The sequence below is a fragment of the Wolbachia endosymbiont of Rhagoletis cingulata genome (assembly GCF_048537655.1).
GTDB lineage: Bacteria > Pseudomonadota > Alphaproteobacteria > Rickettsiales > Anaplasmataceae > Wolbachia > Wolbachia pipientis.
In genome coordinates, this window is the sequence record NZ_CP175927.1 from 665,118 (window position 1) to 679,100 (window position 13,983).

The window sequence follows — 13,983 nt, forward strand, 5'->3', positions numbered from 1 at the left end:
GCTAAGAAAGCGCATACCGGTAGAGTCGTTCTGTGCCTCACCACCTTGTAGTTACTCTACCAGTATTGTTATGCTGCAACGACTTTGATTAATGTCCCTGGTCTGTGGCACATTGGTAATGGATTTGACTGCGTATGTAAATCAGTTCCTCTATCAAATCTTCTTGGCTCTTGTTTTGCATAAAGTGGCTGTCCTAGTGTGTTTACCGTCTCATTAAAATCTGCTGGCGCAAAATATGTTGTAAATGTGCTTGCTGTTCCTAGTGGAAAACAGTGCCCTGTATCTTTGTCAATAAATCTTCTCACGGTTCCTTCAGGATCAGTTGCTTGCCCTCTATATTCCTCAAATGTGATTCCACAGAACGTAAATCCTGACCTCATATCATTCCTTAGTGCTGCTCCTTCTTGCCATCTTTCATATGCTTCTTTTACTTTAGTATGAGAAGTTAGTGCATCAAAAAACTCAGGGCTTACCAAGGCATGTACTCCTGTCATATATTCACCACTTAGATTATCTTCTATATGCCGGAGTACTTCCAGACACTTACGCTTTACATCTGTTGTTGCTGTCCCAAGGGCAAAATTTACCACTTTTGGCGTAATTTCAAATTCATTATACAGATTTAATAATTCTGACCCATCAGCATCTAAAATTATTCCTTTCAGCGCTCCCATTCGCAAATGCTCTAACGTTATTGCGTGTTTGTTTCTCATTAGCTGCAAATGATCAGTTATTACATCTGCCAGCGCTTTAAGTTCACTTTCTGACCCAAATGCTCTTATTCCCTGTACTTCCTCTGGCAGCACTACATCATCATGAGGAATATGTGGAATGGTAAACGTTCTTATTTTCCGTTTTCCTCGTTTTCCTACTGTTGCTGGTGCTCCTGGAACTTGTGTTGGCAGTAAACTCAATACTCCGTTGTGTTCTTCTATGGTAATATGTCTAAATCTTACTGACCTACTTGGAAACAAATTTAGATTTTCAACACGTCCATAATTTATCGGCAATATATTCATCGCATTTGTTAGTGCCGTCATGCTAAATGCTGTATTTGTAAATGGATTTTGCATTGAATTTCTCCTTAAATTAGACTGTTTTGCGAATGATAATCCCACGTGTTTCTAGTTGTTTTATTGCTGCTGTTTTTTGCTCTTCAGTTATATTTGCTGGCCACACAACTGCATGATCTGCTAGCATTGCACTGCGAGTAATAATTACTCCTTTCATGTCAGAATCTTTGCTATGTATATCGGTTGTAATTACTCCTACTGCTGTTTGTGTGCCGTCTGTTCCAGTGGGGTTCAGCACTCTAATAAAACCATCATCTGTCTTCTTGGCAACTACTGTACCAAGTTTAATATTTTGACCTTTAGCTACTGTTATTTGGTCTCTTGAATATAGACTTGATGCCTCATACTTTAATAAGTCACCCAGATTATTTTGTTCTGTTATAGTACTCATTTTGCTTTTCTCCTTTTTTTCCTTTAGTTTTACCGCCATATTTATGGTTGTTATACACGGCGGTTATACAAATACTTTAAATACCTGGTTGTGCGCGACTTTTTGCTACCTGCATCATCAACTCTTCTCCTGAATTCTGTGGTATTGCACTCAGTATCTCTGTCTTTTTCGTTCGCTCTGCTAGTAGCTCCATTAATATCTCTCTCGCTTCTTGAGTGCTCACATTTTGTTCAATAAACTCCGTTAACTTCTCTGGCATATGCGACAGGTTACATAAACGTATCAATTCCAAAACTTCTCCTCGGTCTGGTAGAGACTCATGACCTTGAAACCAGCGATTTGGTCTCATAACCATAGTCTCCCCAAAAGAACCGTGCTTGCGGATTTCCCGCACACGGCTCCACAATACAGCGTTCACACTAGTGCTCCTGTGTATAAAGAAACATATACCTTTGGTTTTGGTAATGGATTTACTTTTAAATAGTGTATAAATTGTTCCCAATCCATACTTTTCTTTTGACTACGTCGGTTTATCCACTTAAATGCTAACTTTGTTACCGGTCGATAGAATTGAATCAAACACCGATAATTTCCGCTAACTCCGAAGTAGCTATAGTGTCCTGTTAGTTTGGCTTTAAGTTTCTGCCACCAATCTTTGAGACAGATACGACTTCGTACCATCTTCAACCATTCTTTGATTTCTTTAATCTTTCTGGCTAGGCTTATTTTTGAAGTTTTCTGCTTCATCATAAGTTTACCATTACGACTTTTTCCACAATAATGTGTAAATCCTAGAAAGTTGAAGCTAGCCGTCCTACGTTTCTCTCTTTCTGCTTGATACCATTCTTTCTTACCAAACTTTACTATTTTTGTTTTATTTTCAGCTATTTCCAACCCAAATTTACTTAGTCTTTGTTTCAGTAATTCTAGAAATTCTTTTGCGTCTTCTTCCCTCTCGCAGCCAACTACAAAATCGTCGCAAAACCTTATTAGCTGTAAATATCCTCTGGCTTTTGGCTTAAATTTCTTTTCAAACCATAAGTCCAGCACATAGTGTAAGTATATATTAGCTAATACAGGGCTTACTATACCACCTTGTGGTGTGCCTTGATCGGTTGCTTTATAACATCCAACTTCGACTATTCCTGCCTTTAGAAATCGTTTTATTAACCACAATAAATTTGGGTCAGCTATTCGTTCCCTTAGACAATTCATTAGCCATTTATGTTGAACATTATCAAAGAACTTCTTGATATCCACTTCTGCAATATAGTTAATTGGTTTGTGCATAACTGCTTTATCTAGAGCGTTTATCGCCTGATGACAATTTCTTCCTGGTCGAAATCCATACGAGCTGTCCATAAAGTTTGCTTCATAAATATTTTCTAATATCTTCTTTAGCATTACCTGTACCAACTTATCTTCCGTTGATGGTATTCCGAGACCGCGCTTCTCTTTGCTCCCGGCTTTGGGTATGTATACCCTTTTCACTGGTAGCGGTTGATATTGTTTTCTCTTCATACTATCCACTAGTGTTTTAAGTTTCTCTTCTAGATTTTCTCCATAAGCTTCCACTGTCACACGATCTATACCACAAGCCTTGTTGCGTTTTAGTTCCTTATAACACTCTGCAAGATTCTCTTCATTAATCAAATGAACTAATGATGTAAATTTTACTCGCTTATCTTGCTTAGCCCTTACTGCTATCTGGTTTAGTTTTCCTTGCATACTCCTCTAATCTCTGTTGTATTGGTATAGCAATCCCTATACCAGTCACTATATTGCTAACCGCTTCCCCTTGTATGTGGCTTTCCCACACTCCGAGTACTATCAGTTAGTCCGACTTCCTTTGCATCTTCCTCCAGTCCTCGCCTTTATTGACTTGTTCCAGAGTACCCTTACAGGAATACAAAGGATCTCCCAAGTTCACGTAAGGTCCATCTCAACACATGACGCGGCCTTCGATCCCGATGAGGTGAGTAATATCTTGCCTTAGCGTTATTACCCATGTTGCCTTCCACCAAATGTAAAGTGTCAGCCCCCATGACGCGTGAATTACGGGACTCAATACCTTCACTTTCGTTGCACCCTATGTTGTCCATTCCATTAGCTTTACTACGCTCGTTACCTTACGCAGCATAATGGTTTGTTCCAGGTTGCCGGCTAAGCTTTACCCGTGTTGGATTTTCACCAACTGTTCCTTACGCACTTCTTGGCGCACACAATTTTTCACCCCCCTTAAAATTAAAACAAAAGGTGGTAAACAAGATGTCAAACACAGATAACTCAACTACAAGCTGGTTTTTGTTGTAGTTAGATAGTTATTTTCTCACTTTCTTTACTTGCTTTAATTAATTCATCAAAATCAGATTCATGTAATTTGTCCTGTATAACTCTGTACTTTTCGTATTCTCCTTCAGCCAGGGCTTTTGCAACTTCAGCACTAACTTTACCGGCATCTTTAAGTACTTCATAATCATTGAATAATAGAAATGCATCCAATTTTTCAGCCCAGTCTTGCATTTTCATCAGCCGATTCTTTTTTGCTTGAAGTTCTGCATAATCTAGATACATCGAAACAATGTGGTTTAGTTCACTTAGTTCTTCTTCAGTTAAGTAATTTTTCGCAATACTTACATCACTCTTGTGAATTTTTTTACCTGGACCATCTTTCCATGTAGTTAGCCCCATATGTGGTTTTTTGTGATCAACCCGAGAACATATCAACTCTGCTGCAGTTAAACCATAAATTGCCCAATATAATTTGTTTTGTACTTTTGCGTAAAATTGTTTTGTTATTTCTGAATTTGGATCGTAATCTGCAGAACATTCGGCATAAATGTCGGTAATCTTCTGGTAAAATCTACGTTCGGATGCTCGTATTTCCCTGATTTTTTCAAGTAATTCATTGAAGTAGTCTTTGCCAAACTTTTTCCCGTTTTTTAGTCGTTCACTATCTAAAGCAAATCCTTTGATAATAAAATCCTTCAAAACTTTTGTAGCCCATACTCTGAATAATGTTGCTTTTTTAGAATTAACTCGATAACCAACAGCTATAATTGTATCTAAATTGTAAAGTTGTGTTGGGTAATTTTTACCGTCTGCAGCGGTTACCTCAAAAGTGGAAACAACTTCTTTTTCCTGTAATTCACCAGATTCAAATATGTTCTTGATATGCTTACTAATAGCTGGCAGTTGTACATCAAATAATTCAGCCATCCTTTTTTGCGTAAGCCAAAGATTTTCATCTCTGCATAAAACTTCAATTTCTATATTTCCACCTGGAGTAGTATAAAATACAATCTTATTCTCATCCATTATCTATCTCCTATAACTTACAAACAAACCATTGATCATCAATAGGAATTTAACCAATTAATTGTCTCTACTGCAACTAAATTCTTTAAAACGTCTTTAGAGGGCTATTATAACTTATTAATGAGCTGGATAGAGGGGAATATCTGTTTTATCAAAAATTCATGTGACCTCTTCTCAGCTCCAGTAAACAGTTATTTCCAAAATGGAAACAACTCAAATAGTAAGGTGTCTAGGAGGTCGGACTTCCGTTTAGCGGGTTCTTAAAGTTTAGGCTCTCTTTAATTTCTGAGCTGCATTCAAATTATTTTAACTTTTTTTCAGAAAATCCCGGAAAAAGTGGTGAGAAATCCGGAGTATAGGGGCATTGAGTGTAGATGTGCTTCAAACACAAAAGTCGGCAAATAAACAGAGTAGAAAAGATTGAAGGAAGCAAAAGAAATTTAGGCTTTTGGTAAGTTACGTAATTGAGAATTTGTATTTTTTTAGATGAGGTAAAAACTTTGTTTTAAGGCTAGATGCAACTTTAGGGTACAAATACTACTATTACCAAAGAACGCATATAATACCCCTTAGAACTCGAATAAATGGCATTCTTAGCAATTCTATTACTGTATAGCAAACTCACAGGTGAGTTTAGCACGTTTTTTACGCTTTGCAAAGAAAAATTAAAAAAAAGTGAACAGTTTTTGTAAAATCGGTGAATATATATAATACCAAGTCCTAACTAAGGTAGGTAGCATAAGATTCTTGTCATTGGCCAACAAAAACCCATTCATAGCGTATTTTGAAGGAACCAGACGATATTTAGCGCTACTTATAGTTTTAAATAATAGCAAATGTCAATCCTCACACTCGACCTCGGCAAACAAACCGGCTGGGCTATTCTTACAGATGGAGTAATTCAAAGTGGGAGTGAAAGTTTTCATGGTAATCGTTTCAGCGGAGGTGGAATGGCTTTGTTGCATCGCTACTTATGAAAGGCTAACTATAGTTAGGATTATAAGCAACCTATTGAAAATCTTGTTTTTTTGCAATCAATCTGATCAAATTTAAGAATAGTAATTTGTTATTTATATTAATAAATTTAATTCTATTGAAAATAGCTAAAGCATTGAAATTCTTGAATTTTAGCCAGATTAGTGAGTGGTAGTGAAATTTCTTTTACTCAAATTTAGGTATTCACTGACCGTTCTTGTTATAAATACCAGAATAATAAGCTACTGATATTCCCTATCTTTTTTATCTTTAATCCATCATAGCTAGCGATGCAACAAAGCCAGGTGGAATGCACTTCTTAAATTTTCGTAGGTGGCTCAATGAGATGAGGGAAAGATTTTCAGATATTGAAGCAGTGTATTTTGAAGAAGTAAGAAGACACCTTGGAACTGATGCTGCTCATTGCTACGGAGGCTTTCTAGCTCATTTAACAGCTTGGTGCGAGGAAAACAATATACCTTATCAAGGTGTACCTGTCAAGACGATAAAACGCTTTATCACCGGTAAGGGTAATGCAAGTAAAAGTGAAGTTATTGAAGCTGTGAAGGGAAAAGGGTTTATTCCTCAAGATGACAATGAGGGGGATGCTTTGGCGTTGATGTTCTATGTTAATAATTTTAGTAAAGATTTTAACATGCTAGATAGCACATAGGAAGTGGGTCCTTCCCGCCAGCAAGGCTGATTTGGGAGCGAAACCCCGGACCTTCTCCAGCGTCAGACGTTTTTTAATTATTAACTTTTTGTTAAGAATTTAAACATAGCAATTTAATACACTAATATGAACTTAGCAACACACTACTATCCTATTGAAAATCTTGTCGAATATGATCGCAACCCTCGCAAGAATGACGATGTAGTAAACAGAATGTGCGCCTCTATTCGGGAATTTGGGTTTCGTATTCCAATAGTTGCAAAAAGCGATGGCACTGTGGTTGATGGTCATTTACGCCTCAAAGCAGCAAGAAAACTGGGTATGGAAAGTATTCCAGTAGTCCTCAGTGATAACTTAAGTGAAGCCCAAACCAAAGCTTTTCGGTTACTAGCAAATCAATCAGCTAACTGGGCAAAGTGGGACGATGATCTTTTGAAGTTGGAAATTCAAGAGTTAGAAGATTTGCAGTTTGACCTAAAAATGACTGGATTTGAGCTGGAAAAGGTTCAACGTTTTCTTGATGATTTAGATGGAGAAAACAGTGAAAAAGAAGATTTTTCCGACTTAGCCGGTGATAGCAAAAAGGTAAAAATAACAAAACCAGGGGATCTATGGATTTTAGGTGGTCATCGAATCTACTGTGGTGATAGTTGTCTGGTTGAATCATTTAAAGCGGTATTAGACGATAAAATGGCAGATATTACCGTGTGTGACCCTCCGTATAACGTAGCATATGGTGACAGTCAGGAAAGAGAAGACAAAAAAATACTAAACGATGATCAAGGTGAAAAATACGAACTTTTTCTGTATGACATTTGTTCTCACGTTTTAGCGTACACCAAAGGTGCAATTTACATCTGTGCATCATCATCCGAGCTGGCAACGCTGCAAAAGGTATTTGAAGAAGCAGGTGGTCGTTGGTCGACATTTATAATTTGGGCAAAGAATCATTTTACGCTAGGAAGATCTGATTATCAAAGACAATACGAAACAATACTCTACGGTTGGAAAAATGGCAATAAGCGTGAGTGGCATGGAGGACGTAATCAAAGTGATCTCTGGTTTTACGATAAGCCAACGTACAACTCACTGCACCCAACGATGAAACCAGTGGAGTTAATGGAGAGAGCGATAGTAAACAGCAGTAGACCAGGGGACATAGTTCTTGATCCATTTAGCGGGTCTGGGAGTACGTTGATTGCATATGAGAGGACAGGAAGAATCTGTAGAACGATAGAGCTAGATCCTACGTTTGTAGATGTGACCATAAAACGTTGGCAAGTATACACGGGAAGAGAAGCGATACTTTCCAATACTGGCAAAACCTTTGCCCAAATTCAAGAAGAAAAACGGTAAAAGAAGGGAGAAAAAAGTGGAAGGAGGAAAAATCACGCAGACGGAATGGGCAAGAGAACTAGGAGTTTCAAAGCAATACGTCTGTTACTTAGTAAAGAAAGGAATAGTTGAGCTGGAGGATGGTTTGATTGACCGAGAACAAGCAAATGAAGCGGTGGCAGCAATACGAGATCCAAGTCAACCACTGAGGAGAAAAAATCCAGAAGGTGAAGAAGTGGGAAATAATAAACTTTCCATGATGTTGCTAAAAACGCGGATAAAAAATGAGATGGAGCGGGGAAGACTGCTCGAGGCAAAAGCAAAAGCTGAGATTGGTGAACTTATCTCAGTAGAAGAAGTAAAGACTGAAGCATTTAATGTTGCAAGAGTTGTCCGTAATAATTTGCTTAACATTCCAGATAGGGTTTCAGCGTTACTAGCATCGATAAATGACACAGAGAAGATCCATGAGACACTGACTGAGGAAATCAGAACAGCTTTAGAAGAGCTGACACAAAGTGTATTTTAATGACTACATATAAATTACTGAAAAAGCGTCTTATCGCCTTGGTGAGCCTAATTCACATATTAGTTGCAATAATGATTTTAAGTAAAGCGTCAGCAGATACTTATTGTAGAGGGAAAATACCTTTTTCTCTTAGCTGTGTAAAAGTATAAAAATTGCAGCAGATGGCATTATGATATATAGCAGTAGCTTTTATACAGGGTTAAAGCCAGATCCACTGCTCAAAGTATCAGAGTGGGCAGATAGAAATCGTCAACTTTCAACGATAGCATCATCAGAGCCGGGGAAATGGAGAACAGAGAGAACGCCGTACCTTAAGGAAATAATGGATTCACTATCTTCGTCTTCACCGGCCGAAAAAGTGGTATTCATGAAAGGAGCGCAGATAGGCGGAACAGAAGCTGGGAATAACTGGATAGGATATATAATCGACCAAACACCAGGCCCTATGCTGGTAGTACAGCCAACAGTAGAAATGGGCAAGCGTTGGTCAAAGGGAAGATTTGCGCCGCTCATTGAAGATACGCCATGTTTAAGGAGTAAAATAAAAGACCCAAGGTCGAGAGATTCAGGCAACACTGTACAAAGTAAGGAATTTCCCGGAGGAACGGTAGTAGTAACAGGTGCCAACAGTCCAGTGGGTTTACGTTCAATGCCGGTAAGATATCTTTTTTTAGATGAAGTAGATGCATATCCAGGAGATTCAGGAGGAGAAGGAGATCCAGTTTTACTCAGCATAGCCCGAACTAATACATTTACGCGGAGAAAAATATTCTTAGTTTCAACACCAACGGTTCACGGAATAAGCAGAATAGAGAAGGAATTTGAGAGTTCAGACAAACGATACTTTTTTGTACCTTGTCCACATTGTGATCACTATCAGGTGCTGAAATGGCCACAGATAAAGTGGAAAGATAAAGATCCCTCAACAGCCCATTATGTGTGTATAGAATGCAGCGGCAAAATAGAAAACCATCAAAAAACAGAGATGCTAGCTAGAGGTGAATGGAGAGCAACTAGGGAGGAGGGAAAAAAAGAGGCAAAAATAGGGTTTCATTTATCGAGCTTGTATAGCCCAGTTGGTTGGTATAGTTGGAAACAAGCAGTGGAAGATTATCTGCATGCAAAGGAAAATGAACAATTACTAAAAGTTTGGATAAATACAACACTCGGAGAAACCTGGGTAGATAAGGGAGAAGTACCAGACTGGAAGCAACTATTTGAGCGTCGAGAAAATTTTCCGATAGGCATGGTGCCAAAAGGTGGAAAAATAGTGTTAACGGCAGGGGTTGATGTACAAAAAGACCGCTTAGAAGCAGAAGTAGTAGCATGGGGTATGGGTCGTGAGAGTTGGTCAATAGACTATCAGGTATTAGAAGGTGATACTGGAAGTGGAGAAGTATGGGGGAAACTGTCAGAGCTCTTGAATCATCATTTTATCGGTGAAAATGGGCTTGAATACATGATAAGTATGATGGCGGTAGATGCTGGGTATGCAACACAGGAGGTATACAATTGGGTAAGAAGTCATCAAGGATCGGGAAGAGTAATGGCAGTGAAAGGGGTAAACAAAGCCCTAGTACCGCTTAACAGCCCAAGTAGAGTAGATGTAACAGTTGGCGGACAAAAGCTAAAAAGAGGAATAAAGCTCTGGCCAGTTGGAGTATCGATATTAAAGTCAGAATTGTTTCAGTTGCTGAATGTTTTAACAGAAGGGGCGCCGGGATATTGTCATTTTCCCGAATATCCACCTGAATATTTTAAGCAGCTAACCGCAGAGCAACTAATTACCAAAGTAGTAAAAGGATATACCAAACAAGAGTGGCAAAAGATAAGAGACCGAAATGAAGTATTAGATTGCAGAGTTTACGCAAGAGCAGCGTCTATTGCCCTGGGGATTGATCGTTGGCCAGAGAGTAAGTGGGAGAGTTTAGTAGGTGAAAAAGCTAAAAAGTCAAAAAAAGTGAGAAGAAGTCAATGGTTGAGTGAGAAAAGTTGATGTACAACCAAGAATATTTAACTCAAGTAAAAGAAGCGATAAAGAAGCTACAGAGCGGGGAAAGAGTAGTATCGATTGCATATGGCGATCACGTGGTTAGGTACGGAGAAGTGCAGATAAATGACCTCTTGAGCTTAAGACAACGCATTAAAGCTGAGCTGAAAGTTGCAGGTGTGAAGAGAAAGATTGTTATTTCAACGAATAAAGGAATTGACAAGTGAAAATGTAATACTGTACGTTAGATAATTTATAAATATAGGGGTAACATGATAGGAAATGTAGAAAGATTGCAAAGAGAACTACTTGAAGAAATGGGGTCTATTTCTTTGGGGAGTAGTAATACAAGGGCATTAGAGATTGTCAATCAATTAGGAGAAGATCACATTAATGATACTATTATGACTCTTGATGGCAGGCAGTTTACAGCTTTAGATTGTGCAATTATGTTTGACAGTCAAGGTAATAATCCAAGAATAAATGAAAGGCCGAGAATAAATAACAATGCATTTAGAGAATTAGAAGGTGCTATTAGGAGTGCTGGAGGAAGAACATCAGAAGAATTGGGTAGAAGACAAGATATTCCTTATGATCGAGAAAGCTTTAATGAGCAAGTGAGTACGTTTTTAACAGACATTACTATAGAGCATGTTATGGCAGGGAGACTACATCTAATGGTTTAAATTGAATGCGGAAAAAATTATCCTAACGGAAAAAAGCTGAGGAAATTGGTTAACCAATTGTTAAGTATTTAAAGGAGATCCGGGACGTAAAGAGGAGAGTTGTGATTTCGACGAACAAAGGGATTGTATAAAGAAATACTTATTGAAAAATTAAAAGAGATACTGTATAATTAGTGTAACATCTAGGTTTGGTTAAACATATGGTAAACTCAAGAGTTAATGTAACCTTCAATCCAAAAACTTCACAGCATCTTATTGAACTAGCTAAAGCAACTAAGCAGTCTGTTCAAAAATTAACAGAAAAGCTAATCAAAGAAGCAATTGAGCTTGAAGCAGAAGACATTGCGTTTTCCAAAATTGTTAGGGAGCTTGATGCTGACGATTCAGAAGAAGTAGAGGGTAGTGAAGACATCTGGAAATAAGCGGTACACTATAAAATACCTTAAGCATGTTCTTAAAAGGAATTTGCCCTCCTTACCAGAAGCTATAAAGCCAAAAATTAAAGATGCAATAAGAGAGTATCTTGCAACTGATCCCATTGGTAATGGTGTATTGCTACGTAATAGATTAAAAGGACACAGAAGAATAAGAGTTGATGATTATCGTGTCGTCTATCGTGTAAATACTGCAGAACGTAAAGTAACTATTGTTTCAATAGGACACAGGGACAACATTTACAAGCAGGCAATATTAGATCTACTAAAACATTAAGAAAAGACATTTGTGCAGGAATCTCTTGCATAAATAGAAAATGTCAACAGCTTGTTTTCTCCAGCAGCTTGACGTAATTTTAAATAGCGCAACAATTTATTGCCCAATTAATAGTCTAAATGTTACTCAAATCATTCAAACAATTATTCCGCAAACCAAAAATCAAGAGCTCAGCCTGGGATGCGTCAGGCTCAGGAAGAAGATTATTGCACTTTCAACCAGAAGTAGGAAGTATAAATAGCTTACTTTCCCAGAGCCTTGAACACCTGCGTAGTCGGTCACGTGACATGGTAAGAAAGAACTCCTATGCGGCAAACATAATCGATACGATAGTGAGTAATTGCGTTGGAACGGGAATAAAACCGCAATCAAAAGCCAAGGATGGAGAATTTCGGAAAAAAGTGCAAGAATTATGGCTGAGATGGACAGATGAAGCAGACAGTAGTGGAGTAAGTGATTTTATGGGTTACAAGCTTTGGTTTGTAGGAGCATGATAGAAGGAGGAGAATGTTTTGTAAGACTTCGAACAAGAAAACGAGAAGATGGTCTTTGTGTGCCGTTGCAATTACAAGTACTTGAGTCAGAGCATTTAGACAATAAGAGCAATCAAACCCTTGCCAATGGTAATGTAATTAGAAACGGGATTGAATTTAACCGACTTGGGCAAAGAGAAGCGTATTACCTTTTTCGAGAACATCCGGGTGAAGGCTCGTTTGGAGAATCAGTTAGAGTGCCAGCAAACGATGTTTTACATATCTATAGACCACTAAGACCTGGGCAGATTCGAGGAGTACCATGGTTGTCCAGTGTACTGTTAAAGCTCTATGAACTTGATCAATACGATGATGCGGAATTAGTCAGAAAAAAGACTGCAGCAATGTTTGCGGGATTTATTACCAGACTTGATCCTGAAGCAAACATCATGGGAGAAGGAGAGAGTAATGAACATGGAGTAGCGCTGTCTGGCTTAGAACCTGGGACTATGCAATTACTTGATCCCGGAGAAGATATTAAGTTCTCGGAACCATCAGACGTTGGGGGAAGTTATGAAGCATTCATGAAACAGCAGCTTAGGGCAATAGCAGTAGGCACAGGGATAACTTACGAGCAGCTAACAGGAGATCTAAGTGGTGTCAATTATTCATCAATAAGAGCTGGGTTAATAGAGTTTCGTAGGAAGTGCGCGATGTTACAGCATAACGTGGTAGTATTTCAGCTTTGCCGGCCAGTATGGAATAGGTGGCTAGAATTAGCACTACTCTCTGGAGAACTGGACATAGGTGAAAATTGGGCAAAAGAAACAGCAAAAGAGGTAAAATGGATACCGCAAGGGTGTGCTTACGTAGATCCACTAAAAGACCAGCAAGCACAGCAAATGGCAGTAAGAAATGGATTTAAGAGTCGATCGGAAGTGGTTTCAGAACTAGGTTATGATGTAGAAGAAATAGACCAAGAAATTGCTGAGGATCAAAGACGTGCGAGTGAACTGGGCTTAAGTTTTGATTCTGATGTGAATTCTAATGCTGAAATGATATAAAATTCTATTTCTATGACAAATGGGTTTTTATTGCCCCAGACACAAATAAAAAATTTTAAAAACATATGACGACACAAATAAATTGGATGAATAAGCCGATGATGATAGAGCAAAGGAGTTTTGAATTATTGTCATTACATGCTGGAAAACACCCTACGTTTAAAAACATAAAACACACTGCAGAAAACAACGTAGAAAAAATAGCAATAATACCAATACATGGAATTTTGACCAAGAAACCAGGAGCTTTTGATGACATGTTGGGAATGACATCATATGAGAAGATACGTGAAGAGATAGAAAAAGCTTTAATAGATGAAGAAGTAGAAACAATAATTTTGGACATAGACAGCCCTGGAGGGGAAGTAAACGGTTTATTCGACCTTTCTGATTTTATTTACGAAGCAAGGGGATTAAAAAAGATCGTAGCAATAGCAAATGATGATGCGTATTCTGCGGCGTATGCAATAGCGTCAAGTGCTGAAAAAGTATTGGTAACGAGGACTTCAGGAGTTGGAAGCATAGGAGTAATAGCAAGTCATATAGATCAAAGTGGGTTTGATGAAAAACAGGGGATAAAATATACCACAGTATTTGCAGGAAAGAGAAAAAACGATTTAAATCCGCATGAGCCGATAACATCAGAAAGTGTGGAAAGCTTACAAGATGAAGTAGACCGCCTATATGAGATGTTTGTCGAGCTTGTAGCAAGAAATAGGAATCTTTCCACGGAAAAAATCAAATCAACGGAAGCAGGGCTAGGTG

Annotated in this window: 11 protein-coding genes and 4 pseudogenes; 10 read left to right on the forward strand and 5 right to left on the reverse strand. The window is 38.3% G+C overall.

Going from position 1 to position 13,983, the window contains the following annotated elements; all coding sequences use genetic code 11:
• Positions 1 to 68: 68 nt before the first annotated feature.
• The 5 genes and pseudogenes from ACJZL3_RS03055 to ACJZL3_RS03075 form a co-directional block, all read right to left on the reverse strand.
• Positions 69 to 1,073, reverse strand: coding sequence for a major capsid protein (locus tag ACJZL3_RS03055; RefSeq protein WP_419198939.1), 1,005 nt, complete (start codon positions 1,071 to 1,073; stop codon positions 69 to 71).
• A gap of 16 nt (positions 1,074 to 1,089) precedes the next feature.
• Positions 1,090 to 1,464, reverse strand: coding sequence for a head decoration protein (locus ACJZL3_RS03060; RefSeq protein WP_419198940.1), 375 nt, complete (start codon positions 1,462 to 1,464; stop codon positions 1,090 to 1,092).
• A 76-nt stretch (positions 1,465 to 1,540) separates the two neighbouring features.
• A pseudogene (locus ACJZL3_RS03065) lies at positions 1,541 to 1,768 on the reverse strand (S49 family peptidase); the annotation flags it as partial.
• A 110-nt stretch (positions 1,769 to 1,878) separates the two neighbouring features.
• Positions 1,879 to 3,192 carry a group II intron reverse transcriptase/maturase gene (gene ltrA, locus ACJZL3_RS03070; protein WP_419198903.1) on the reverse strand — a complete coding sequence of 438 codons (1,314 nt, stop codon included), beginning with the start codon at positions 3,190 to 3,192 and terminating at the stop codon, positions 1,879 to 1,881.
• A gap of 585 nt (positions 3,193 to 3,777) precedes the next feature.
• Positions 3,778 to 4,782: a virulence RhuM family protein gene (locus ACJZL3_RS03075; RefSeq protein WP_010962468.1), complete on the reverse strand. Its 1,005-nt coding sequence runs from the start codon at positions 4,780 to 4,782 to the stop codon at positions 3,778 to 3,780.
• A 1,279-nt stretch (positions 4,783 to 6,061) separates the two neighbouring features.
• Between ACJZL3_RS03075 and ACJZL3_RS03080 the strand changes: the two are divergent.
• The 10 genes and pseudogenes from ACJZL3_RS03080 to ACJZL3_RS03125 all read left to right on the forward strand — a co-directional run.
• Positions 6,062 to 6,430, forward strand: a pseudogene (locus tag ACJZL3_RS03080) (Holliday junction resolvase); the annotation flags it as partial.
• Between the two features lie 126 nt (positions 6,431 to 6,556).
• Complete coding sequence (locus tag ACJZL3_RS03085) at positions 6,557 to 7,786, forward strand: DNA modification methylase (protein WP_419198941.1); 1,230 nt, start codon at positions 6,557 to 6,559, stop codon at positions 7,784 to 7,786.
• A 16-nt stretch (positions 7,787 to 7,802) separates the two neighbouring features.
• On the forward strand, positions 7,803 to 8,294 hold the full coding sequence (locus ACJZL3_RS03090) for a MarR family transcriptional regulator (protein WP_010962472.1): 492 nt from the start codon (positions 7,803 to 7,805) through the stop codon (positions 8,292 to 8,294).
• A gap of 169 nt (positions 8,295 to 8,463) precedes the next feature.
• On the forward strand, positions 8,464 to 10,290 hold the full coding sequence (locus tag ACJZL3_RS03095) for a phage terminase large subunit family protein (RefSeq protein WP_015588914.1): 1,827 nt from the start codon (positions 8,464 to 8,466) through the stop codon (positions 10,288 to 10,290).
• Complete coding sequence (locus ACJZL3_RS03100; protein WP_010082193.1) at positions 10,290 to 10,511, forward strand: gpW family head-tail joining protein; 222 nt, start codon at positions 10,290 to 10,292, stop codon at positions 10,509 to 10,511. Before ACJZL3_RS03095 ends, ACJZL3_RS03100 begins: the two co-directional genes overlap by 1 nt.
• Before the next feature lie 45 nt (positions 10,512 to 10,556).
• Positions 10,557 to 10,970, forward strand: coding sequence for a hypothetical protein (locus ACJZL3_RS03105; protein ID WP_419198942.1), 414 nt, complete (start codon positions 10,557 to 10,559; stop codon positions 10,968 to 10,970).
• A 200-nt stretch (positions 10,971 to 11,170) separates the two neighbouring features.
• A complete protein-coding gene (locus ACJZL3_RS03110; RefSeq protein ID WP_419198943.1) occupies positions 11,171 to 11,392 on the forward strand; it encodes a hypothetical protein in 222 nt (73 codons plus the stop codon).
• Positions 11,373 to 11,681, forward strand: coding sequence for a type II toxin-antitoxin system RelE family toxin (locus tag ACJZL3_RS03115; RefSeq protein ID WP_010082196.1), 309 nt, complete (start codon positions 11,373 to 11,375; stop codon positions 11,679 to 11,681). The genes ACJZL3_RS03110 and ACJZL3_RS03115 overlap by 20 nt, the downstream gene beginning before the upstream one ends.
• 119 nt (positions 11,682 to 11,800) lie before the next feature.
• Positions 11,801 to 13,218: pseudogene (locus tag ACJZL3_RS03120) on the forward strand (phage portal protein).
• A 65-nt stretch (positions 13,219 to 13,283) separates the two neighbouring features.
• Positions 13,284 to 13,979 (forward strand): annotated as a pseudogene (locus ACJZL3_RS03125) (S49 family peptidase); the annotation flags it as partial.
• Positions 13,980 to 13,983 lie beyond the last annotated feature (4 nt).